Source organism: Rhizobium sp. SRDI943 (assembly GCF_057653695.1).
Window position 1 is genome coordinate 964,440 of sequence record NZ_CM172787.1, and the last position, 21,497, is coordinate 985,936.

General features: G+C 62.3%; 21 protein-coding genes and 1 pseudogene. 10 read left to right on the forward strand and 12 right to left on the reverse strand.

All coding sequences use genetic code 11. The features are described 5' to 3' along the window. Positions 1-102: 102 nt before the first annotated feature. A complete protein-coding gene (locus AC245Y_RS04910) occupies positions 103-1,338 on the reverse strand; it encodes a multidrug efflux MFS transporter (RefSeq protein WP_026157289.1) in 1,236 nt (411 codons plus the stop codon). A gap of 332 nt (positions 1,339-1,670) precedes the next feature. Here AC245Y_RS04910 and AC245Y_RS04915 point away from each other — a divergent pair, with 332 nt between their 5' ends. Next, positions 1,671-2,015, forward strand: a complete 345-nt coding sequence (locus tag AC245Y_RS04915; protein ID WP_012756612.1) for a nuclear transport factor 2 family protein — start codon at positions 1,671-1,673, stop codon at positions 2,013-2,015. Between the two features lie 27 nt (positions 2,016-2,042). On the opposite strand, the gene AC245Y_RS04920 is transcribed toward AC245Y_RS04915, so the two are convergent. From AC245Y_RS04920 to AC245Y_RS04930, 3 genes are all read right to left on the reverse strand, one after another. Then, positions 2,043-2,774, reverse strand: coding sequence for a sulfite exporter TauE/SafE family protein (locus AC245Y_RS04920; RefSeq protein WP_017993391.1), 732 nt, complete (start codon positions 2,772-2,774; stop codon positions 2,043-2,045). 61 nt (positions 2,775-2,835) lie between these two features. Next, a complete protein-coding gene (locus AC245Y_RS04925; protein ID WP_017993392.1) occupies positions 2,836-3,489 on the reverse strand; it encodes a class I SAM-dependent methyltransferase in 654 nt (217 codons plus the stop codon). Positions 3,490-3,596: 107 nt separating this feature from the next. Continuing rightward, complete coding sequence (locus AC245Y_RS04930) at positions 3,597-3,923, reverse strand: hypothetical protein (protein ID WP_012756615.1); 327 nt, start codon at positions 3,921-3,923, stop codon at positions 3,597-3,599. Between the two features lie 225 nt (positions 3,924-4,148). Between AC245Y_RS04930 and AC245Y_RS04935 the strand changes: the two genes are divergently transcribed. Then, positions 4,149-4,751: a superoxide dismutase gene (locus AC245Y_RS04935; protein ID WP_008528928.1), complete on the forward strand. Its 603-nt coding sequence runs from the start codon at positions 4,149-4,151 to the stop codon at positions 4,749-4,751. A gap of 141 nt (positions 4,752-4,892) precedes the next feature. Then, positions 4,893-5,738, forward strand: coding sequence for a metallophosphoesterase (locus tag AC245Y_RS04940; protein ID WP_017993393.1), 846 nt, complete (start codon positions 4,893-4,895; stop codon positions 5,736-5,738). Here AC245Y_RS04940 and AC245Y_RS04945 read toward each other — a convergent pair. Next, positions 5,735-6,643 carry an AraC family transcriptional regulator gene (locus tag AC245Y_RS04945; RefSeq protein WP_012756617.1) on the reverse strand — a complete coding sequence of 303 codons (909 nt, stop codon included), beginning with the start codon at positions 6,641-6,643 and terminating at the stop codon, positions 5,735-5,737. The two genes, AC245Y_RS04940 and AC245Y_RS04945, sit on opposite strands and share 4 nt — an antisense overlap. A gap of 177 nt (positions 6,644-6,820) precedes the next feature. Here AC245Y_RS04945 and AC245Y_RS04950 point away from each other — a divergent pair, with 177 nt between their 5' ends. Beyond that, positions 6,821-7,591: an SDR family NAD(P)-dependent oxidoreductase gene (locus tag AC245Y_RS04950; RefSeq protein WP_017993394.1), complete on the forward strand. Its 771-nt coding sequence runs from the start codon at positions 6,821-6,823 to the stop codon at positions 7,589-7,591. Between the two features lie 22 nt (positions 7,592-7,613). Here AC245Y_RS04950 and AC245Y_RS04955 read toward each other — a convergent pair whose 3' ends face one another. Beyond that, complete coding sequence (locus AC245Y_RS04955) at positions 7,614-8,306, reverse strand: helix-turn-helix transcriptional regulator (RefSeq protein WP_012756619.1); 693 nt, start codon at positions 8,304-8,306, stop codon at positions 7,614-7,616. Between the two features lie 130 nt (positions 8,307-8,436). Between AC245Y_RS04955 and AC245Y_RS04960 the strand changes: the two genes are divergently transcribed. From AC245Y_RS04960 to AC245Y_RS04970, 3 genes are all read left to right on the forward strand, one after another. Next, positions 8,437-9,072, forward strand: a complete 636-nt coding sequence (locus AC245Y_RS04960) for a LysE family translocator (RefSeq protein WP_017993395.1) — start codon at positions 8,437-8,439, stop codon at positions 9,070-9,072. A gap of 192 nt (positions 9,073-9,264) precedes the next feature. Continuing rightward, positions 9,265-9,705 (forward strand): c-type cytochrome, encoded by a 441-nt coding sequence (locus tag AC245Y_RS04965; RefSeq protein ID WP_012756621.1) that lies wholly within the window; start codon positions 9,265-9,267, stop codon positions 9,703-9,705. A gap of 163 nt (positions 9,706-9,868) precedes the next feature. Beyond that, positions 9,869-10,783 (forward strand): cytochrome c, encoded by a 915-nt coding sequence (locus tag AC245Y_RS04970; RefSeq protein ID WP_017993396.1) that lies wholly within the window; start codon positions 9,869-9,871, stop codon positions 10,781-10,783. Positions 10,784-10,909: 126 nt separating this feature from the next. On the opposite strand, the pseudogene AC245Y_RS04975 reads toward AC245Y_RS04970, so the two are convergent. Further along, a pseudogene (locus tag AC245Y_RS04975) lies at positions 10,910-11,538 on the reverse strand (glutathione S-transferase family protein). Between the two features lie 189 nt (positions 11,539-11,727). Continuing rightward, positions 11,728-12,222 (reverse strand): GNAT family N-acetyltransferase, encoded by a 495-nt coding sequence (locus AC245Y_RS04980; protein ID WP_012756624.1) that lies wholly within the window; start codon positions 12,220-12,222, stop codon positions 11,728-11,730. A gap of 268 nt (positions 12,223-12,490) precedes the next feature. Between AC245Y_RS04980 and dmeR the strand changes: the two genes are divergently transcribed. From dmeR to bla, 3 genes are all read left to right on the forward strand, one after another. Beyond that, a complete protein-coding gene (gene dmeR / locus AC245Y_RS04985; RefSeq protein WP_003546569.1) occupies positions 12,491-12,763 on the forward strand; it encodes a Ni(II)/Co(II)-sensing transcriptional repressor DmeR in 273 nt (90 codons plus the stop codon). A 105-nt stretch (positions 12,764-12,868) separates the two neighbouring features. Continuing rightward, entirely contained in the window at positions 12,869-13,867 is a 999-nt protein-coding gene (gene dmeF / locus AC245Y_RS04990; protein WP_012756625.1) for a CDF family Co(II)/Ni(II) efflux transporter DmeF, read from the forward strand. Between the two features lie 146 nt (positions 13,868-14,013). Next, positions 14,014-14,940, forward strand: coding sequence for a class A beta-lactamase (gene bla / locus AC245Y_RS04995; protein WP_017993398.1), 927 nt, complete (start codon positions 14,014-14,016; stop codon positions 14,938-14,940). Positions 14,941-14,999: 59 nt separating this feature from the next. On the opposite strand, the gene AC245Y_RS05000 is transcribed toward bla, so the two are convergent. The 4 genes from AC245Y_RS05000 to AC245Y_RS05015 form a co-directional block, all read right to left on the reverse strand. Next, on the reverse strand, positions 15,000-15,464 hold the full coding sequence (locus AC245Y_RS05000) for a hypothetical protein (RefSeq protein WP_012756627.1): 465 nt from the start codon (positions 15,462-15,464) through the stop codon (positions 15,000-15,002). A gap of 71 nt (positions 15,465-15,535) precedes the next feature. Continuing rightward, on the reverse strand, positions 15,536-17,875 hold the full coding sequence (locus tag AC245Y_RS05005) for a glucose/quinate/shikimate family membrane-bound PQQ-dependent dehydrogenase (protein ID WP_017993399.1): 2,340 nt from the start codon (positions 17,873-17,875) through the stop codon (positions 15,536-15,538). Between the two features lie 207 nt (positions 17,876-18,082). Further along, entirely contained in the window at positions 18,083-19,813 is a 1,731-nt protein-coding gene (locus AC245Y_RS05010; protein WP_012756629.1) for an ABC transporter ATP-binding protein, read from the reverse strand. A gap of 155 nt (positions 19,814-19,968) precedes the next feature. Continuing rightward, a complete protein-coding gene (locus AC245Y_RS05015) occupies positions 19,969-21,471 on the reverse strand; it encodes a protein adenylyltransferase SelO (protein ID WP_012756630.1) in 1,503 nt (500 codons plus the stop codon). Between the last annotated feature and the right edge of the window lie 26 nt (positions 21,472-21,497).

Sequence of the window (21,497 nt, forward strand, 5' to 3'; positions counted from 1 at the left end):
TGATTTTAGGCCGGGTCGGCCTAAAATCTGAATCCTGTTCTAAATTAAAGAGTTAGAGCATGATGTCGGCCGAAAACCGCTCACACTTTTCGGCATCATGCTCTAGCCCGATGTCTGCCGATCCCTCCGCCGTACCACCCAGGAATAGGCAGCGCCGACGAGAAGCAGCACGGAGGTGCCGAGGAACACCGCCCGCATGCCGATATGCCCGCCGACGAAACCGCCAAGGATGGGGCCGGCCACCTGGCCGACATATTGCGAGGAGATGGAAAGCCCGAGAATGCTGCCGGCCGCACTGTCCGGCACGCTGTGGCGGATGACCGCGGCGATGCAGGGCAGCAGCCCGCCGAGTGCTGCGCCCATCAGGAAACGCAGGATGATCAGCTGCCAGGAGCTGGTGACGAAGGCCTGCGGGATCAGCAGCAGCCCGGCGACGGCGAGCGCGCCTGAAATAACCGGCCAATGGCCGATCCGGTCGGCGAGCTTGCCGAGCCATGAGGCCGAGAGAATACTGCCGAGGGCGGCGGCCGACATGACGATGCCCGATATCATCGTCACCTGGGTTTCGACGGGCACGAGCTGCGCGACATAGACGGTGATGATCGGCTCGATCGACATATTGGCAAACATCAAGAGCATGCCGGTTGCCAGCATGGCGATGACCGGCCGCTTGTCGGCAATGGATTTCCAGCCGCCGCTGGCCTTGGCCGCCTGCTTGCGGGCCGGCGATTTCTCTTCCTTGATCAGCAAGGCCGTGGCGAGAAAGGCGAGGAAGATCATGCCGCCGGCGGCGAGAAACGTGCCGCGGATGCCAATGATCGGCGGCAGCGCGCCGCCGATCAGCGGCCCGACGAGATTGCCGGCCATGATGCCGGAGGAGAGCACGCCGAGCGCCCAGGCCGAACGGTCCTTTGGCGTCTGCGTCGCCACCAGCACCATCGAGCCGGAGGCATAACCGCCGGCAAGCCCGACGAAGAGGCGCAGCGCCACCAGCTGCCAGACATTGCCGGCCATGCCCATCAGCGAGATCGCCAGCGTCATACCGAGGCTGGCGCGTACCAGCATCAGCTTGCGGCCGTAGATATCGCCGAGCCGCCCCCAGAGCGGCGCGACGAGAGCCGCAGCGAAGAAGGTGGCGCCATAGGCGATGCCCGACCATTGCACGATCGCCGCATGGTCGCTGACGCCGAGTTCCTCGACATAGAGCGGCAGGAAGGGAAGCAGCAGCGTCATCGCCACGATCGTGGTGAAGGAACCGATCAACGAGATGGTGAGGTTGCGCTTCCAGTGGATCGAGCCCGGCCTGGCGCTGGCGGCGTCCAATTGCGTATCGGTCATTCTCTCGGCCCCGGCATTGATCGCGCGGGCAACGTTCCGCACGCCTGATGAAACGATGTGCCCTTTGCCGCGGCGATGGATCGGTGCGGGTGAAACTGTCCTGAAGATCGAGCTTTTCGAGGTCGAGCGCATAGGCCGTAGCGGTGCATGCGCTCGCCGTTCCAGGGCGGGCACGCGCTGATATAACCGCGCTATGGCCCATCCTTCAAGACAGCGCTTTCGCATCGGTGACCTGTCTATCGAAATGAGAGCCGCAATCTGGACCCTCTCGGGCAAAAGTGCTAGAACAGGACCGATTGCATGATGCAATCGGTTAATCCAAGGACATTGCCATGAGCGACATGTGCACATCCCGAGAGCAGACCGTCCGTCAGCTCTACGCCGCCTATCTCGACGATCGCAAGGATATTGTCGGCGCCATGTTGACGGAGGATTTCACCTTCTCCAGTCCGCGCGACGACCACATCGACCGGGCGACCTATTTCGAGCGTTGCTGGCCGAAGGAGCCGGTCTTCCGCGGCTTTGACATCGAATTCCTGGCGATCGACGGCGACGAGGCGGTCGTCCGCTACCGTGCGGAAAAACGCGACGGTGGCAGCTTCCGCAACATCGAGAGCCTTCGCTTCCGCGGCGACAAGATCGCCTCCGTGGATGTCTATTTCGGCCGGAATCTCTGATCCCCCGGCCGGGATGGCGATCGCTCTTTACAGGATCCGTATCGCCGACGTGCCGATGATGATCATCGACACCGCCACCATCAGCGGCCGCACCGGCAGCCGTTTGACGAGGATCGCGCCGAAGGGGGCGGCGATGACGCCGCCGATGATCAGGCCGATCGCCGAATTGAGCTCCGACCAGCCGAGCGTCAGCATGAAGGTCAGGGAAATCGTCAGCGTCACCGCGAATTCGGTGAAATTGGTCGAGCCGATCACCCGTTTCAGGTCATGGCCGCGGCTAACGAGCGAACTGGTGACGATCGGACCCCATCCACCGCCGCCGATCGCATCGAGCACGCCGCCGCAAAATCCGACGGGCGGCACCATCCAATCGCGAACATCCCGCTTCGGCGGTGGCCGAAAGGCCTTGTAGAGGATCACCAGCCCGATCGCGATCAGATAGGCCGACACGAAGGGCGCGATCGCCTTGCCGTCGATATTGGCCAGCAGATAGGCGCCGATCGCGCCGCCGATCATGCCGGCCGGTGCAAGCCGCGCCACCAGGCGCCAGTCGACGTTGCGATGATAGGCATGCGAGATGCCCGAGGCGGCGGTGGTGAACATTTCCGCCACATGCGTCATGGCGCTGGCATTGGCCGCCGGCACCCCGAAGGCGAGAAGGCTCGTCGTCGACAGTACGCCGAAGGCCATGCCAAGCGCGCCGTCGACGATCTGCGCGCAGAAACCCACGACGATGAAAAAGAAGATATCCGATGTCATGCAGTCCCCTCAGGCGAACGGTAGCATCAGAATAAGCGACGCGGGGAAAAAAGTTCCGGTCTCAGCCGGCAAGTCCGCGCTGCTTCAGCCGGATGATCTTGAAGAAGCCGTTCGGAAAGACCGGCAGGATATCGGCAGCGGCAAAGTCGCCGCGGCGCTCGGCCCAGGCGACGATGCGGTGAATGCGGAAGGCGGAGGACCAGCCGATGTGACGCACCAGCGGCGCCACCGCCGTCTCGATCGCGCCCTGCAGACCGGCGCCGTCGCCAAGCTTGCTGGCAAGGATGATCTCGCCGCCCGGCCTCAGCACCCTGGCGCATTCGTCCAGCGCCCGTTCGGGTTCGGGGATGAGCGTGATGACGAAGGGCAGGCAGACCACATCGAAAGAACGGTCGGCAAAGGTGAGCGCATGCGCATCCATCACATCAAGCGCCTGCACATGATGCAGCTTTTCGCGTCTCGCCTTTTCACGCGCCCGCGCAATCATGTGTTCGGAAATGTCGATGCCGGTCACCCGGCAGTGGCGCGGGTAATGCCCGAGCGTCAGGCCGGTGCCGACGCCGATCTCCAGGATGTCGGTGCCGGCCGCAGCGGCGAGGGCTGCAAGCTTGCGGTGGCCATCGCGCAGGATGCCGCGATAGACCCGGTCATAGACCGGTGCCCAGCGCTGATAGATTTTTTGCTGATCGTCCGCCCTGCTGCGAAGCTCTGACATGCCGCACCTCCCTAAAAGCCCAGGTTTTCAACTCCTGAGGGAGGCTTCGGTTCCTCAGAAATGTGACCCAAGGCACAAACCAGCTTGGTGAGCAGCCTCATAGCGGCCTATTTTGCCGGCATGAGACCGAGCGTCTTGGCGTCCAGCTCGCTGCCGATCTCGACGGTTTTCTTTTGCTTGTCGTAGACGCAGATCTGGGCGATCAACCCCTTGGCGCCCTTCGGCTTGCCAATCACAAGGGCAAGCCCGTAATGCGAACTACCGAAGGGATCGACGGTGGCGCTGGGCTTTTCGATCGTGACCGCTGCCTTCTTGCATTTAGCCTCGACGTCAACGGCGAGCTGCTTCCAGGCGTCATCGGAGGAGGCATGCGCCGCACCTGCCAGGCAAAGCAGTACGGCGGCAGTGAGAGGCTGGATTATTTTCCTGTTCATATCGGGTCTCCGTTGATCTCCATAATGGGCAAAGTGGTTTTCGGGGCGGGTATTCCCATTGATTTGCCCAGGCGATTTCTACGCACGACTCCAACCCTGCAACTGAGGCAAATTTTCCTCCGGCCGGTCGTTTTTTGATAATTCGCCGGTTGCCTCTCCCCCTTTCCCCTCCTATGTTCCGCCTCACCTGCCGAGACGCAATCTATTGCCAAGAGGAGATCTGACATGGCTTTCGAATTGCCTGAACTTCCCTATGACTACGAAGCGCTTGCTCCCTTCATGTCGAAGGAAACGCTGGAGTTCCACCACGACAAGCACCACAAGGCCTATGTCGACAACGGCAACAAGCTCGCCGCCGAAGCCGGTCTTTCGGACCTCTCGCTCGAAGACGTCGTCAAGAAGTCCTTCGGCACCAATGCCGGCCTCTTCAACAACGCGGCCCAGCATTACAACCACATCCATTTCTGGAAGTGGATGAAGAAGGGCGGCGGCGGCAACAAGCTGCCGGGCAAGCTCGAAGCGGCCTTTACCTCCGATCTCGGCGGCTATGACAAGTTCAAGGCCGATTTCGCCAATGCCGGCGCCACCCAGTTCGGCTCCGGCTGGGCCTGGGTTTCCGTCAAGAACGGCAAGCTCGAAATCTCCAAGACCCCGAACGGCGAAAACCCGCTCGTTCACGGCGCCACCCCGATCCTCGGCGTCGACGTCTGGGAACACTCCTATTACATCGACTATCGCAACGCCCGCCCGAAGTACCTCGAAGCCTTCGTCGATAGCCTGATCAACTGGGACTACGTCCTGGAACGCTACGAAGAAGCCACGAAGTAAGCGCTACCAGGCTCGCCGCCCTGGCGGCGATGTCCGTCCGCCTGTTTGAATTTGACACCCGGCGCCTCCAAAGCGCCGGGTGTTTTGTTTGGAGAGGCAAGCCGTCACATCCCTGTCACCAGCCGCTCCTAATCACGCTGCATGTCTTCCTCTGCTTCTCCCCTGTTCCGCTTCGGCATCATCGCCGACCCGCAATATGCGGCGATCGCGCCGCATGTGGCGATGGATCGTTATTACGCCAACAGCCTCGCCAAGGTCGCCGAGGCGATCGAGGTCTTAAATGGCGAGGAGCTGAGCTTTGTCATGACGCTCGGCGATGTCATCGACCGCAGCTTTTCAAGCTTCGACGATATCCTGCCGGTCTACGGCAAGCTCAGGCACGAGGCGCTCTTCCTGCTCGGCAATCACGATTTCTCGGTCTCTTCTGGGCATCTCGCCGAAGTCGCCGCGCGTCTCGGCATGCCGTCGCCCTATTACAGCTTCGTGCGCCACGGCTGGCGCTTTATCGTGCTCGACGGCAACGAGGTCAGCATCTTCGCACCGCCCGAAGGCCATCCTCATCGCGCCCTTGCCGCTGAGATGCTGGCGGAGCTGCAGGCAAAAGGTGCGAGGAATGCCCATCGCTGGAATGCCGCGCTGAGCGACGAACAATTCGCCTGGCTCGGCGATGAAATCGCAAAAGCGGCTGCGGCCGGCGAGAAGGTGATCGTCATGAATCACCATCCGGTGCATCCGCCCAGTGAGCACGGCATGTGGGACAGCGAACGCACCGTCGCGCTGCTCGCCTCCAGCAGCAATGTCGTCGCCTATCTCAATGGCCACGACCACGTCGGCAACTACGGCATGGCCGGCGCCTGCCACTTCCTCAATTTCAAGGGCGTGGTTGACACCGAGATGGAAAACGCCTTTGCGATCGTCGAGGTCTATGCCTCCAGAATCGAAATCCGCGGCTTCGGACGCGAGGTGAGCCGCACGCTGTCCATCTAGCTGATTGCCGGCTCAGCCGGCATCGCCTTCATTTCACTGATGTCGCGCTTCGGTGGTGTCCCGAACATGCGGGCATATTCGCGGCTGAACTGGGAGGCGCTCTCGTAACCCACCTGATAGGCCGCGTTTGCGGCGTTGAAACCATCGGTCACCATCAGCCGCCGGGCCTCGAGTAGCCGCAACTGCTTCTGATACTGCAGCGGCGTCATCGTGGTCAGGATTTTGAAATGCTGGTGGAAGGAGGAAGGGCTCATCCTGGCTGCCGCCGCAAGCTTTTCCACCCGGACGGCGTCCGCAAAATTACCGCGCAACAGGTAGATGGCCTCGGCCACGCGGCGCGTATGGCTGTCGGGCAATGCAAGCTTGCAGACCTCATCGCCATTTTTTCCGGAAAGCAACCAGAAACTGATCTCTCGCATGATTGCCGGATGAAGGATTGGGATCGCCTTGGGCGTTGCGAGCGTTCGGATCAGCCTCAGTATGCAGTCCTGCAGCTCGGGGCCGAATTCTTGTACGAAAACACCCGGCCCGCCGTCGCCTGCCGGCTTCGGCGGCGCATCCATCTCCTCCAGCACCTCGCGCAGGATAGTGACGTCGAGTTCCAAGTTGATGGCGATCATCGGCCGTTCGGCACTGGCTTTCGTCACCTGTCCGAAGGCCGGCATCTCGACGCTGATGATAAGCGCTTGCATCGCTTCGTAATCGAAAAGGCGGTCTCCGAACATGAGCTGCTTGGCGCCATCGACGATAATGCAGAGCGCCGGTCGGTAGATCGCCGGTTTCGGCATGGAGAGAGTGCTGGAACGCATCAGGAAAAAGCCGTCGATAGCGGTGGCAAAGAGGCCGTCACCGCCGCCATGTGCATCCATGTACCCATTGAGCGCCTGCTTCAGATCTGCGGACATCTTAGTCTCCAGTGAACGCGGGGTCGGTCTGCCGCGCCGGTGAGGATGATCTTAATCCCTCAGCCCGGCTGGGCAAGGCGTTTGGAGGAATAGGCAAGAAATTGCAGGGTTTCGGCATTCAGGATTCCAAGCTTGCGGCGCATAAACTGGTCTATCAAAACATCAGGAGTACCTGAAATGCCTAACCAGAATTCAACCTCGAAAATCGCAATCGTAACCGGCGGAAGCCGCGGCCTGGGCCGCAATACGGTCGTCCATCTGGCAAGGAGCGGCGTCGATGTGATCTTGACCTACAACTCGAACCGCGACGAGGCGGAGAAGGTCGTCGCTGAGATCGAGGCGCTGGGCCGCAAGGCCGCCGCACTTCAACTTGACGCCGGCAACGTGGCCGCGTTCGATGCCTTTGTCGAAAGTGTTCGCGAGATCCTCAAGGGCTGGGGGCGTGAGCACTTCGACTTTCTAGTCAACAATGCCGGCACCAGCTACCACGCCCCGATTTTGGAGACGACCGAAGCGGAGATGGACAAGCTTTACAACCTGCATTTCAAGGGGGTCTTCTTCCTCACGCAGAAGCTCCTGCCGGTGATCGAGGACGGCGGCCGCATCGTCAACCTCTCCAGCGGTCTTGCCCGCATGGCCATGGTCGGCGCTTCGGCCTACGGCTCGATAAAGGGCGCAGTCGAGGTGCTGACGCGCTACATGGCAAAGGAGCTTGGCCCCCGCGGCATTGCCGTCAATACCGTCGCCCCGGGCGCCATCGAAACCGATTTCAGCGGCGGCATGGTGCGGGACAATCCGGAGATCAACCGTGCGGTCGCCTCCATGACCGCACTGGGCCGCGCCGGTGTCCCCGACGATATAGGGCCGATGATCGCTTCCCTCCTGAGCGATGCCAACCGTTGGGTCAACGCCCAGCGCATCGAGGTTTCGGGCGGCATGTCGCTCTGAATAATCGCGATTGGGCGAACAGCTACACGGCGATCGGTTTCTCTGTCCAGCCGCTGGTCCAGAGTTCCCGCAGCCGGTCGCCGTCGCCCTTGAAGAAATCCTCAGCTGTCGCACAGCGTTCCACCCGGTCGCTGCGGAAATTGCGGATCGCCTGGCGCAGCTCGCACCAGGCGACGATATTGGCGGTCTGCGAATAATAGATCAGCGCGACCGGCCGGATCGTCCGCTCGCTGGCGCGGCCGAGCTCGTCGCGATAGCCGAGCATCAGCTTGCGTTCGTCGCGGATCGCGCGGCGCACGATCGCCAGGTCGAAGCCCGCCGGCTGCGCGATCGAGCCCCAGGCGTAAAGCGCCTTGTTGTCCATCGCCTGGCGCAGGGGCGCCGGCACGGCGCCTGATATCTTCCGGTTGACCCGGCGCGCGGCCTGCTTCAGCTCCTCGTCCGCCGTCCGTTCGAGCAGCGCCAGCGACAGCACGATCGCCTCCATCTCCTCGATCGAGAACATCAGCGGCGGCAGGTCGAAGCCCGGCCGCATGATGTAGCCGATGCCGCGCCCGCCTTCGATCGGCACCCGCATCGCCTGAAGGGCGGCGATGTCGCGATAGATCGAGCGCACGGTCACTTCGAGCGTCTCGGCCATCGTCGCCGCCGTCATCGGTTTTCTTGCCAGCCTGAGGATCTGAATGATCTCGAAAAGCCGCGAGGCCTTGCGCATTTAACCTCTCCCATCCGCCACGCTCCTGACAATACACTGTCAGTTGGGTTCCCGTATAGAGCCGCCTATCGGATTGAAATCAATCAGGGTCTTTTGAAAACGGCCCGCAGAACCCAAGGCGGTAACTGACATGAACTACCACGAAAACCTCTGGCTCTTCTTCACCCTTCTCTTCGGCATCATCATCGTGCCGGGTATGGACATGCTCTTCGTGCTCGCCAATTCGCTGACCGGCGGCGTCAAGCGCGGGCTGGCGGCGACCGGCGGCATCATGGCCGGCGGCGCCGTGCATTCTGCCTATGGCGCGGCTGGGGTCGGCGTGCTCGTCACCATGCTGCCGCAGCTCTTCAACGTACTGCTGTTTGCCGGCGTCGCCTACATGATCTGGATCGGTATTTCGCTGATCCGCAGTTCGATCACCGTCGAGGCGGTCGAGCCGGGAACCGCACGCTCCGGCTGGCGCGCCTTCCGCCAGGGCGCCGTCACCTGTCTCGTCAATCCGAAGGCCTATATTTTCATGTTCGCTGTCTATCCGCAGTTCCTCAGGCCGGAATATGGCCCGATCTGGATGCAGGGACTGATCATGGGCGTCATGACTGTCGTCACCCAGTTCGCCATCTACGGCACGCTGGCGATGACGGCCGGCCGCAGCCGCGACCTGCTCGTCGCCAACCCTGACGTCACGGCCTTTGTCGGCCGCTTCGCCGGACTGCTGCTGGTTGCCGTCTCCGCCTTCAGCCTCTGGCAGGGGTGGAAAAGCGCCTGAACCGCCACTGCATGTCGCCCGGAAGTGTGCAGCGGTTCCGGGATAACGACATGCATAAAAGCAGAGAACGGCCTATCACATTGTTTTTATGACAATCCGGCAAAAAGTGACTGTCTGCCGCCGTGGATTTTGTCATGCTCCCGGTGCAGATTGGCCATCGGCCAGCTTGGCCGAGGAAAAAGGGAGAGAAATATGAATTGGAAAGCAGCAGCTGCGGCTGTAGCGATCGCCGGCATGGCCTTCAGTTCGGTGACCGCCGCCGACGGCACCCATGATTCGCGCATTGCGCTGATGAAGCAGATCGGCGGTTCGGCTGGCGCGCTGGCGGCCATCGCCAAGGGCACGAAGCCTTACGACGCCGAGGCGGTGAAGGCGGCACTGACGACGATTGCCGCAACGGCCAAGGTTTTCCCCGATCAGTTCAAGCCGGGCACGGAGACCGGCGACAAAGAGGCGAGCCCGAAAATCTGGGAAAACATGGACGACTTCAAGGCGCGCGCCGCCAAGCTCTCCACTGACGCCGAAACTGCGCTCGCCCAGCTTCCGGCCGATCCTGCGGCCGTCGGCGCCACGATGAACACGCTTGGCGCCAATTGCGCGGGCTGTCACAAGGCCTATCGTATCAAGGAGTGATAGGCCGGCCTGAGCAATTCCAGCAAAGGTGCGCGCCTTGCTTCCGCGTGACGTGGGGGAAATGGAACGCTCGGGACCCGCGATCCGTGCCGGGCTTGCCGCCGGCGCGGATCGCTTTATGTGGGACCGACGGCGGCAACATTGGCAAAAGGAGAGGCGGCGCATGGTCCGCAGGTTCATCCGGGTACTGCTCTGTCTGATCGGCGTCGCTGTGCTCGGCGGGGGCGCCTTCTATCTCGTCACCGCACCCGATCCGCTGCCGGAGAGCCATTGGGCGGGTCTCGGCGCGCCGGATCCGGCAAATGGTCAGATGGTTTTCTGGGCGGGCGGCTGCGTCAGCTGTCATGCCGCACCCGGTTCCGAAGGCGATGCAAAGCTGACACTTGCAGGCGGTCTGGCGCTGAAGAGCCCCTTCGGGACCTTCCACGTGCCGAACATCTCACCCGATGAAAAAGCCGGCATCGGTGGCTGGACACTTGCTCAGTTCGGCAACGCGATGAAGCGCGGCGTCGGCCCGGGCGGGCAGCATCTCTACCCGTCCTTTCCCTATGGCTCCTATTCCCGCATGAGCGACAAGGACGTCAACGATCTCTATGGCTTCCTGAAAACCCTGCCGAAGAGCGCAAACGTGGCGCCGCCGCACGAACTGCCGTTCCCCTTCAACATCCGGCTGGCGCTCGGCGGCTGGAAATTTCTCTATCTCAACGACCAGCCGCGCGTCGCCCTGGCAAAGAGCGACGACAAGATCAAGCGCGGGCAATATCTCGTCGAAGGCCCCGGCCATTGCGGCGAATGCCATACGCCGCGTGATGCGCTCGGCGGCTTCAAGGCGGATCAGTGGCTTGCCGGCGCGCCCAATCCGGAAGGCAAGGGTCGCATACCCAATATCACCCCGGCTTCCGAGAGCATCGGCGGCTGGAGCGAGGCCGATATCGCCAGTTATCTCGAAACCGGCTTCACCCCCGATTTCGATTCCGTCGGCGGCTCGATGGTCGATGTGCAGCAGAACATCGCCCATCTGCCGGCCTCCGACCGTGAAGCGATCGCAGCCTATCTGAAGGCCGTGCCGGGACGCTAGAGCATGTTGCGAGCAACGACATGCGTAAAAACAAACATCCGAAGCGCGTCGCATGAATCAAGTTTGATGCGACGCGCGCTTTAAAGTGCGGTTGTGCTTGGCGCTTTCGCAGGGTCCCACGCCTGTTTATAGGGAGGTGGGACCCGGCATCAGATCATAGGGATGGCGCCAGCCGGGCATCGTGCTGATACGATCTTTCCAGGCTGCGATAGCCGGGAAGGCGCTGTGATCTATCCCGGTTTCCTCCGGCATGAAGACGTAGCCCGCCAGAGAGAGGTCTGCGATCGTCAGCCGGTCGCCGACCATGAAGGCCTGGTGCGCCAGATGTTCGTCAACAATGGCATAGGCAGCTTTGGCCCTCAGTCTCAAAAACTCGACGACGGGCGTCTCGCCGCTCTTCTGGAGGCCATACATGAACCTCAGCGTCGCGTAATAGCTCGTGAATTTGTGGTTGTCGAAAAGAATCCAACGCATGATGTCACGTCGCTCTTCGGCTGTCTGCGCCCCGAAGTGGCCTGTCACCTCTGACAAATAGTCCAGGATAATCCCCGATTGGCTGATCTTCGTTTGGCCGTGCTCGAGCACAGGGGCTTCGCCCTGCTCGTTTATGGTTTTTCGCCATGCTTCAGTGCGTGTTTCGCCGCCGAGATAGTCAACGAAAATGCTCTCCCACTCGATGCCGGCAAGTGTGAGGAAGAGCGCGACCTTGTAACATTCCCCGAGAGAGCGAAGCAATGTAGTTTGAAATCTGGCATGAAAGCTCCTCATGCAATTCGAGAATTGTCAGTAGGCTGAAACCGGTCCCTACATAAACCCGACCGGCCGCTTCATGACCTCCAGCCCTGAAGCGCGTCGCAATCTTTCAGATTTGCTCGTCGCGCTTTAGGCCTTTATGTCAACGCATCCTGTTATCGCAACACCGCTCACACTTTGCGCGACGCGCTTTAGGCGATCGATTGCATGTAGCGCATGCCGGTCACTGGCCGCGGGGTGAAATCCAGCTGTTCGTAGAAGCGGTGCGCCAGCACGTTTCCGGTGGCGGCGCTGACGGAGAGGTAGCCGCAGCCGGCATTGCGGGCGGTCTCGCGCGCCCGGTCGACGAGCAGCTGGCCGGTGCCGTGGCCGCGATGGCCGTCGCGCACGAAGAGATGGTGCAGGTCCATGCCGCGCTTGCCTTCCTGCGCCCTGTAGAGCGGCACGAGAATGGCGTAGCCGATCAGACCTTCGCTGGTCTCGGCGACGAGCGCATTGATCCAGGGCAGGGGCCCGAAGAGGTCGCGCTCCAGCTGCTCCGGCGTTGTGGCAGCCGCATCGCCGTGATGGGCGGCAAGCAGGGCGATCATCTCGCCGAGTTCGGGCAGGTCGCGCGGCTTGGCGGCGCGGATCGTCACCACCGATGGGCGCATCAGTGAAATTTCGCTGTCTTCGATTTCGGTCATGGTCTTCGCGTCCTTTGATAGTCTGCCGTCAGGACGCTGCCGATACAACAAAGCCGCCTGACGGCGGCTTGTTGACAATATGATCTTGTCCGGCCGCCCTTTACAGGTACAGCCAAAAATACGAGCGGCTCTGGTGCGCGTTCTTGATCATGGATCATAGATCGTCGGAAACGCGGGCTTTGTCAATGGCGGATCAAGCCCATCACCGGCATTGAGCCTCGGCTTCAGCCTTGATACTATACCCCCCTATGTTATATGAGAGCCCATCATGTCCCACACCACCCTGCAGAAAAAGAAGCTCGTCGCCCGCATCAGCCGGCTGAAGGGGCAGATGGAGGCGGTCGAGCGCGCGCTCGAGGCCGAGCGCCCCTGCGGCGAGATCCTGCAGCTGCTCGCCTCGATCCGCGGCGCCCTCACCGGGCTGACCGGCGAGGTGCTCGACGATCACCTGCGCGAGCATGTGCTGAATGCCGCTGATGATGCGGCCAGGGCAGAGGCGGTCGAGGAAATATCCGAAGTCTTGAGAACCTATATGCGCTAGAGCAATTCCAGGAAAAGCGTGAAGCGGTTTTCCCAGGCAAAGCGCGTAGCGATTTTGCCGAGAATTGCGTAAAAATAAAGAGTTATGGCGACGAAGGAGCCTGTCATGAGTGCCGGAATCGACAAAGTTGGAATTGATGCCCTGGAACACGATCACGTCTTCCTCGGCACTGATCATGCACGCAACGAGCGGCGCATCTGGCTGGTGATTGCGCTGACGGCGGTGATGATGGTGGCGGAAATCGCCGCCGGCACCGTCTACGGCTCCATGGCGCTCGTCGCCGATGGCTGGCACATGTCGACCCATGCCAGCGCACTGCTGATTTCCGCACTCGCCTATCTCTTCGCCCGCCGGCAGGCGCGCAATCCGCGTTTCACTTTCGGCACCGGCAAGCTCGGCGATCTCGCCGGCTTCGCCAGCGCCATCGTCCTCGCGCTGATCGCCCTGCTGATGGCCTGGGAGAGCCTGCTGCGCCTTTCCAATCCCGTGCCGATCGGCTTTGCGCAGGCAATCGCCGTGGCGGTGATCGGCCTTGCCGTCAATCTGGTGAGCGCCTGGCTGCTGGCCGGCGGCGGCCATGTCGCGCATGGCAATCATGCGCATCACGGGCATGGTAATCATGCCCATGCCCACGGCCATCATCATCACGGACATGGCGATCATGCCCATCACGCAAAGACCGGCGACAACAACATCCGCGCCGCCTATCTGCATGTCATCGCCGATGCCCTGACCTCCGTGCTCGCCATCGCGGCGCTGACGCTCGGCAGTCTCTACGGCTGGCTCTGGCTCGATCCCCTGATGGGCATCGTCGGCGGGCTGGTGATCGCCAACTGGTCCTGGAGCCTGATGAGATCCTCGGGCGGCGTCCTTCTCGATGTCGTTCCCGAAGGCGAGACGCTGCCGGCGGAAATCCGCGGCGCCATCGAGACGGAGGGCGACCGGATCACCGATCTGCATGTCTGGCAGGTCGGCCCCGGCCATCATGCCGCGATCGTCGCCGTCCTCACCTCGCAGCCGCGAGACCCGGCTTTCTACAAGGGCAGGCTTTCGGCGCTGGAGGAATTGTCGCATGTAACGGTCGAGGTGACGCGCGCGGCGTGATCGGCGCGGGCGGAGACGCTCGGCGGACGACAAGATCGCTCGGCGGACGATTAACATCGCTCGGCGGACGATTAACATCGCCGCGGGGACGACAAGTCGCCGCAATCGCTGCTTAGCTCTGTCCTCCTGATTCGCCGGAGGATTTCATGGATCTCAGTCTGACCCGCCGCATGCTGATAGGCTCGGCATTGTGCCTGCCCGTGCTGACGCTTCGAGCCAATGCTGAGGAGGGGGCTGAGGAGGGGGCCAAGGAGAGTGCCAAAGAGAGTGCCGGCGAGGGCGACGACAATATCGAACACCGCCTTGCCGCATTGGAAAAACGCACCGGCGGCCGCCTCGGCGTCTCGGTGCTCGACACCGATACGAGCATCTCCTTCGGCTATCGCGGCAGCGAGGCCTTCCCGATGTGCAGCACTTTCAAGGCGCTGGCCGCCGCTTTCGTGCTTGCCCGGGCCGATAAGGGCGAGGAGAACCTCGACCGGCGGGTGACCTACGGCAAGGACAAGCTCGTCGATTATTCGCCGCTCAGCGAAAAACATGCCGGCACCGATGGGATGACCGTCGCCGAACTCTGCGAGGCGGCGGTGACCGTCAGCGACAACACAGCCGGCAATCTGCTACTCGAAAGTTTTGGCGGGCCGGCGGGCCTGACCGACTGGCTGCGCTCGATCGGCGACGGCACGACCCGTCTCGACCGCACCGAACCGACGCTGAACGAGGGCCGGAAGGGTGATCCGCGCGACACGACGACCCCGGATGCGATGCTCGACACGCTCGGCAATCTGACGCTCGGCTCGGTCCTCGCCGAAGCCTCCTGCGACAGGCTGATCGCCTGGCTGGTGACGAGCACGACCGGCAAGGAGCGGCTCAGGGCCGGCCTGCCGGCGGATTGGAAGGTCGGCGACAAGACCGGCACCGGTCCGAATGGATCTCTCGGCGATATCGCGGTGATCTGGCCGCCCGATCGCGGCCCGATCGTCGCGGCCGTCTATATCAGCGAGACGACCGTGCCGGTAAAGGAGCTCAACCCGCTCTTTGCCGAAGTCGGCCGCATGATCGTCGAGATGGTGTGAATCATAAAAAATGCGGCGGAGAAGGCTCTCCCGCCGCATGCTGTCGATCTTTCAGTGGCTCAGGCGGCGGTGATATCGTCTGCCGTCTCGGTGCCGTCATCCTCGATGCCGGCCATCTCGCGCTTGATCTGGTCGGCGATTTCCTTCTCGATTGCGGCGCGCTGGTCGGCCGGCATGGCGGCCAGATCGGCCTCGGTCAGATCGTGCTGCTCGAGGTAGCGGGCCCGGATATATTCCGCCGGCGTCATGTTGCCCCATTTGGAGAATTCGTCGACCAGGGAGTCATGCGCAGCGCTTGCCGCCACTTCTTCGTCGGAGGGCGGGTTGATATAAGGGCCTTCGCTGCTTTGAAGAGCCCAGATCGTATTGGCGATCGAAGGCGGCGTGCTGCTGGGCTCGAGACCGGGCGCGGTATTGCGCGCTGTTTTGGTGAAGTCCGTCGTCTGCTGATTCTTGGATTTGGCCGGCTGATCGAAAAGGCCGCCGATGCCGTAATAGTTGCGAATATTGCTAGAGATTTCCATAAAAACTCTCCCCGAAAACCGGGGAGAGAATGAAGCGGTAAACCTGCGCAGAGCTTGCGGGAAGCTTGGTGTCACGGCAACGTATAGGCGATCACATAATCGCCGGGCGTGGTGCCGACCGAGCCGTGGCCGCCGGCGACCATGACGACATATTGCTTGTTGTCATCGGTCATATAGGTCATCGGCGTCGCCTGGCCGCCGGCGGGAAGCCGTCCCTGCCAGAGCTCCCGGCCACTCGTCACGTCATAGGCGCGCAGGTAGTTGTCGACCGCGGCCCCCAGGAAGGCGACGCCGCCCTTGGTCAGCATCGGCCCGCCGATGCCGGGCACGCCCACCTTGAAGGGCAGGGGCAATGGCGTCATGTCGTGGACGGTGCCGTTCTTGTGCATATAGGCGATCTTGCCGGTGCGCAGGTCGACGCCGGCGACATAACCCCATGGCGGCGCCTGGCAGGGGATTTGGAGCAGCCCGAGGAAGGGACCCATGAAGACGCCGTAGGGCGCGCCGTCATTGCGGTTGAGCCCCTGTTCGCTGCCCTTCTCGTCCTGGCCTCTCGGAGGAATGTCGGCGGCCGGCACCAGGCGCGAGGTAAAGGCGAGATAGGTCGGCATGCCGAACATGATCTGCCGCTCCGGATCCACCGCCACCGAGCCCCAGTTGAAGGTGCCGAAATTGCCGGGATAGACGATCGTCCCTTTCAGCGAAGGCGGCGTAAAGCGGCCCTCATAGTGGTAGCGGTGGAAGTCGATGCGGCAGGCCATCTGATCGAACAGCGATACGCCCCACATGTCTCTTTCCTGGAGCGGCTCTGGCGAGAAGGTGAGGTCCGAGATCGGCTGCGTCGGCGAGGTATGATCGCCCGAGACCGCGCCGCCTGGCGCTGGTATTTCCTTGATCGGGATGATCGGCTCGCCGCTGCGCCGGTCGAGCACATAGATATCGCCCTGTTTGGTCGGGCCGACCAAGGCCGGAACCACGGTGCCGTCTTGCTTCGTCAGGTCGATCAGCGCCGGCTGGGCCGGCACGTCCATGTCCCAGAGATCGTGATGCACTGTCTGGCGCACCCAGCGCAACTGGCCGGTGGCGATATCGAGCGCGACGATAGAGGAGGAGAATTTCTCGACATTGTCGCTGCGGCCGATGCCGATCTGGTCGGGTACTTGGTTGCCGAGCGGGATGTAGACCATGCCGAGCGCCTCGTCGACGCTGAAGACCGACCAACTGTTCGGCGAGTTGGTCGTATAGGTCTGGCCCTCGGTGATCGGCGTCGTCACATCGGGATTGCCGGAATCCCAATTCCAGACCAGGGCGCCGGTATTGATGTCGAAGGCGCGGATGACGCCGGATTGCTCCTCAGTCGAATAATTGTCGTTCACCGCCCCGCCGACGATGATTTTGCCCGCCACCGCGACCGGCGGCGAAGTGGAATAATAGTATCCGGCCGGGTTGAACCGCATGCCGGTTTCCAAATGCAGCACGCCCTGGTCGGCAAAGCTGGTGCAGACCTTCCCGTCCGCCGCATCGAGCGCGATCAGCCGGGCGTCTGAGGTCGGCAGGTAGACGCGCTCGGCGCAGGGCTGGCCGGCGGCAACGGTTGGATCGGCATAATAGGTGACGCCACGGCAGGTCTGATGCTGCCGGTCGGGGTTCATGCCCGAGTTGGCGTCGTATTTCCATTTCTCCTTGCCGGTCTTGGCGTCGAGCGCGATCGCCCAGTTATGCGGCGTGCAGAGATAGAGCGTGTCCTTCACCTTCAGCGGCGTCACCTGATAGGTCGTCTCGCCGACATCGTCCGGCCGCTTGACGTCGCCGGTCTGGTATCGCCACGCTTCCTTGAGGGTGGAGACGTTTTCGGCGGTGATCTGGTCGAGTGGCGAATAGCGCTGGCCGAAGGGCGTGCGGCCGTATTGATGCCATTCGCCGTCCGGGACGCTGCCGCCGAAGGCGGGATTGGCGGCGACCGTATCCTTGGGCAGCTCGCCGGCGAGATCATGGGGGTCAGTCGTCATCGAATAGAGGGCGACAAGGATGGCGAGAATGACAGGCGCGGCGAGCGGCCAGGGGTTTGCGGCATAGGTGATGCCCGTTGGGCTGCGCAGGCCAAGCGGCCGGCGGATCCATGGCGTCAGCAGCCAGAGCCCGAGCAGGATGATCATGCCGCCGCGGGGCCCAAGCTGCCACCAGTCGAAGCCGACCTCCCAAATCGCCCAGGCGAGTGCTGCGACGACGAGCACCGCATAGACCCAGAGCGCCACCGCCTTGCGCATCAGCAGCAGCCCGGCGGTAATCAGGAACATCAGCCCGGCGAACAGATAGAAGACGCTGCCGCCGAGCGTGACGAGCCAGAGCCCGCCGCCGCCGAGAGTGAGCCCGACGATGATGAAGAAGATGGAGGTGACGATGATCGCCATAAGGCTGTCTCCCGCTGAGGTTAGCCGGGCTGAAGGATCGGCGGAAAAGTCCCGCCGATCAGGCAGATAGCGCGAAGGAGATGCCTTTCAACGGCCACAATTGCCGCAGGGGCTACAGCGCCACGCGTCTTTTAAGACGCGCAAAGGACGCTGTAACACTTTGAATGCTGCATAACTTTAGCCTTAAATCGATTCCGATTTAAGGAATTATGCAGTCGGTCCGGATGCACCGAACTGGGCTTGATGCAGCCTGGCGTAGCCGCCTTCGCGCGCCAGCAACTGGCTGTGCGTGCCCTGTTCGACGATGCCTGACGTTCCCACTACGACGATGCGGTCGGCGTTGCGGATGGTGGCGAGTCGATGGGCGACGACCAGCGTGGTGCGTCCCTTGGAGAGCGCCGACAGCGACTGCTGGATGGCATATTCGGTCGCCGAATCGAGCGCCGAGGTGGCTTCATCGAGGATGAGGATCGGCGGATTTTTCAGGAAGATGCGGGCGATCGCCAGGCGCTGCTTCTGCCCGCCGGAAAGCTTGACGCCGCGTTCGCCGACGACGGTATCGAGCCCGTTCGGCAGCGACAGCACGTATTCGTCGAGGGCGGCGCGCCGCAACGCGTCGATGATCGCCGCGTCGTCGGCGCCAAGCCGGCCATAGGCGATATTGTCGCGGATGGTGCCGCCGAACAGGAAGACGTCCTGGGCGACGATGCCGATCTGCGAGCGCAGCGACTTCTGGGTCATGTCGCGGATGTCGATGCCGTCGATCAGGATCGAGCCGGAATCCACCTCGTAAAAGCGCGGCAGCAACGAGCAGATCGTGGTCTTGCCGGCGCCGGACGGACCAACGAAGGCGATCGTCTCGCCGGCCGCGATCGAGAGTTCGAGCCCGTCGAGCACCTTGCCGTCGCCGGTATAGCCGAAGCTCACATTGCTGTAGACGATGTTGCCGGTAAGGTGATCGACGCTGGTCGCGTTCGGCCGGTCGGCGATATCTGGGGCGGTGTCGATCAGCTGCGTGAAGCGCTTGAAGCCGGCGATGCCCTTCGGATAGCTCTCCAGCACCGAGGTGATCTTGTCGATCGGCCGGAAGAACACATTGACCAGCAGCAGGAAGCCGACAAAGCCGCCATAGCTGAGTTCGCCCGATATGACGAACCAGGTTCCCGATATCATCACCACCAGTTGCACGAAGCGCGTGCTGAAATAGCTGAGCGTGATGCTGGCGGTCATATAGGCATAGGCGTTGAGTTTGGTTGCCCTGTAGCCCTCGTTGTTGCGGGCGAACAGATCGCGTTCGTGATCCTCGTTGGCGAAAGCCTTGACGACGCGGATGCCGCCGACGCTTTCATGCACGCGTGTATTGAACTCACCGACCTGCCGGAACAGGTCTCGCCAGCTGAGCGTCATCTTGGCGCCGTAGCGGCTGACTAGCCAGGTCATGAACGGCACGATGGCGGTCGTCAGCAGCGCCAGCTTCCAGTGCACGGTGAACATCAGGATGAAGGCGCCGATGAAGGTCATGATCGCGATGAACAGGTCTTCGGGACCGTGATGGGCGACTTCGCCGACTTCTTCGAGGTCCTTGGTCACATGGGTGATCAGATGGCCGGTCTTGTTGTTGTCGAAATAGCGGAAGGACAGCTTCTGGATATGGTCGAAAGCCTGCCGGCGCATATCGGTCTCGATGCCGATTCCGAGCGCATGGCCCCAATAATTGACCACCGCCATCAGCGCCGTGTTGAACAGGTAGATGACCAGCAGCAGCCCGGCCGTCGCCGCAATCAGCCACCAGTCCCGCTGCGGCAGCAGGGTGTCGACGAAGAGCTTGACGGCGATAGGAAAGCCGAGTTCCAGCAGCCCGGCAACGACCGCGCAGCCGAAATCGAGAAAGAACAATTGCTTGTAGGGACTGTAATAGCGAAAGAATCTGAGCAGCATGGACGGCCCCACGGGAAATGCGGAAGGAGGCGCCGCTCCTCGTCAAGGACGCTGTAGCGGCGGCGATCCTGCAAGGACAGCCCTTTTCGTCGCAGGCCGGATGGAAGCGGATCGCTGTGGCGCAACTGCCGCACCGAAAACGATCGAAGCGCCTGTCACGTTCCGCAGAAGGTCGCAAGCACCCGTTCGTCGGGCTTCGGCGGTTCCCGATAGGCAACAAAGCCCGGCTGGTCCTCATAGGGTTTCGAAAGCACGCTCAGCAGCGCCTCGAACAGCGAAAAATCGCCATTCTCGACGGCGGCCTCGATCGCCTGTTCGACGCGGTGATTGCGCGGAATGAAGGCCGGATTGACGCGGCGCATGGCAATGGCGCGCTCGGTGGCCGTCTGCGGATCGCGTGACAGCCGCTCGCGCCACTGCGTAAGCCACGCGCCGCGGGCGTCCGGCTCGCGGAAACTCGCCGCAAATTCAGGCTCTGCGGCATCATCGCCGGCAAGATCCGATAGCCGCCGGAAGGTCAGGGTGAAATCGGCGCCCTGCGCCTGCATCAGTGACAGTAACGCCTGCACCAGGTCGAGATCGCCGTCCTCTTCGCCGGCAAGGCCGATCTTTTCGCGCATGCCGGCCAGCCAATGCGCCTGGAACCGTTCACCGTAACTCTTTATCACGATATTGGCCTTGTCGACCGCGCCGTCGGGCTCGGCGTCGATCAGCGGCAGCAGCGTTTCGCCGAGCCTTGCGAGGTTCCATTGGCCGATGCCGGGCTGGTTGGCATAGGCGTAACGACCATGCTGGTCGATCGACGAAAAAACGGTCGCCGGATCATAGGCATCCATGAAAGCGCAGGGGCCGAAATCGATCGTCTCGCCGGAGACGGTCATATTGTCCGTGTTCATCACGCCATGGATGAAGCCGACATGCAGCCAGCGGGCAATCAGCGCCGCCTGGCGTTCGGAGACCGCTTCGAACAGCGCGAGATAGGGGTTCTCGGCTTCTTTCAATGCCGGATAGTGCCGGTCGATCACATAATCGGCCAGAGCCCGCACGCCGTCGGTATCGCCCCTGGCTGCGAAGTACTGGAAGGTGCCGACGCGGACATGGCTGGCCGCGACGCGGGTGAAAACCGCGCCCGGCAGCACCTCTTCGCGATAGACCGGCTCGCCTGTCGTCACCGCCGCCAGCGCCCGCGTGGCGGGAATGCCGAGCGCGAACATCGCTTCGCTGATGATATATTCACGCAAGACCGGCCCGATTGCCGCCCGCCCATCGCCGCGGCGCGAAAAAGGCGTTGGTCCGGCGCCCTTCAGCTGGATGTCGTAGCGCTTGCCGCTGCGGCCGACCACCTCGCCGAGAAGGATCGCCCGCCCGTCACCGAGCTGCGGCGAGAAGCCGCCGAACTGGTGCCCGGCATAGGCCATCGCCAGCGGTTCGGCCCCTTCGGGAACGAGATTGCCGGAAAAGATCGCCGCGCCATCGCGGCGCAAGGCCTCGACATCGAGCCCGAGTTCGGCGGCGAGCGCCTCGTTGAGCTTGATCAGCCAAGGCTCCGCCACCGCGGTCGGCGCTTGCGCCGCAAAGAAGTGGGGCGGCAAACCGACATAGCTGTTGTCGAACGGAAAGGCCGCACCGGGCCGGTTTTTCTGCAGGGCGGAGGTCATGGTTCATAGGTAGGGCCGGGGTGTCT

Bases quoted from the DNA above. Each gene is read 5' to 3' on its own strand.
- AC245Y_RS04910 (WP_026157289.1), bottom strand. From the start codon at position 1,338: ATGACCGATACGCAATTGGACGCCGCCAGCGCCAGGCCGGGCTCGATC.
- AC245Y_RS04915 (WP_012756612.1), top strand. From the start codon at position 1,671: ATGAGCGACATGTGCACATCCCGAGAGCAGACCGTCCGTCAGCTCTAC.
- AC245Y_RS04920 (WP_017993391.1), bottom strand. From the start codon at position 2,774: ATGACATCGGATATCTTCTTTTTCATCGTCGTGGGTTTCTGCGCGCAG.
- AC245Y_RS04925 (WP_017993392.1), bottom strand. From the start codon at position 3,489: ATGTCAGAGCTTCGCAGCAGGGCGGACGATCAGCAAAAAATCTATCAG.
- AC245Y_RS04930 (WP_012756615.1), bottom strand. From the start codon at position 3,923: ATGAACAGGAAAATAATCCAGCCTCTCACTGCCGCCGTACTGCTTTGC.
- AC245Y_RS04935 (WP_008528928.1), top strand. From the start codon at position 4,149: ATGGCTTTCGAATTGCCTGAACTTCCCTATGACTACGAAGCGCTTGCT.
- AC245Y_RS04940 (WP_017993393.1), top strand. From the start codon at position 4,893: ATGTCTTCCTCTGCTTCTCCCCTGTTCCGCTTCGGCATCATCGCCGAC.
- AC245Y_RS04945 (WP_012756617.1), bottom strand. From the start codon at position 6,643: ATGTCCGCAGATCTGAAGCAGGCGCTCAATGGGTACATGGATGCACAT.
- AC245Y_RS04950 (WP_017993394.1), top strand. From the start codon at position 6,821: ATGCCTAACCAGAATTCAACCTCGAAAATCGCAATCGTAACCGGCGGA.
- AC245Y_RS04955 (WP_012756619.1), bottom strand. From the start codon at position 8,306: ATGCGCAAGGCCTCGCGGCTTTTCGAGATCATTCAGATCCTCAGGCTG.
- AC245Y_RS04960 (WP_017993395.1), top strand. From the start codon at position 8,437: ATGAACTACCACGAAAACCTCTGGCTCTTCTTCACCCTTCTCTTCGGC.
- AC245Y_RS04965 (WP_012756621.1), top strand. From the start codon at position 9,265: ATGAATTGGAAAGCAGCAGCTGCGGCTGTAGCGATCGCCGGCATGGCC.
- AC245Y_RS04970 (WP_017993396.1), top strand. From the start codon at position 9,869: ATGGTCCGCAGGTTCATCCGGGTACTGCTCTGTCTGATCGGCGTCGCT.
- AC245Y_RS04980 (WP_012756624.1), bottom strand. From the start codon at position 12,222: ATGACCGAAATCGAAGACAGCGAAATTTCACTGATGCGCCCATCGGTG.
- dmeR (WP_003546569.1), top strand. From the start codon at position 12,491: ATGTCCCACACCACCCTGCAGAAAAAGAAGCTCGTCGCCCGCATCAGC.
- dmeF (WP_012756625.1), top strand. From the start codon at position 12,869: ATGAGTGCCGGAATCGACAAAGTTGGAATTGATGCCCTGGAACACGAT.
- bla (WP_017993398.1), top strand. From the start codon at position 14,014: ATGGATCTCAGTCTGACCCGCCGCATGCTGATAGGCTCGGCATTGTGC.
- AC245Y_RS05000 (WP_012756627.1), bottom strand. From the start codon at position 15,464: ATGGAAATCTCTAGCAATATTCGCAACTATTACGGCATCGGCGGCCTT.
- AC245Y_RS05005 (WP_017993399.1), bottom strand. From the start codon at position 17,875: ATGGCGATCATCGTCACCTCCATCTTCTTCATCATCGTCGGGCTCACT.
- AC245Y_RS05010 (WP_012756629.1), bottom strand. From the start codon at position 19,813: ATGCTGCTCAGATTCTTTCGCTATTACAGTCCCTACAAGCAATTGTTC.
- AC245Y_RS05015 (WP_012756630.1), bottom strand. From the start codon at position 21,471: ATGACCTCCGCCCTGCAGAAAAACCGGCCCGGTGCGGCCTTTCCGTTC.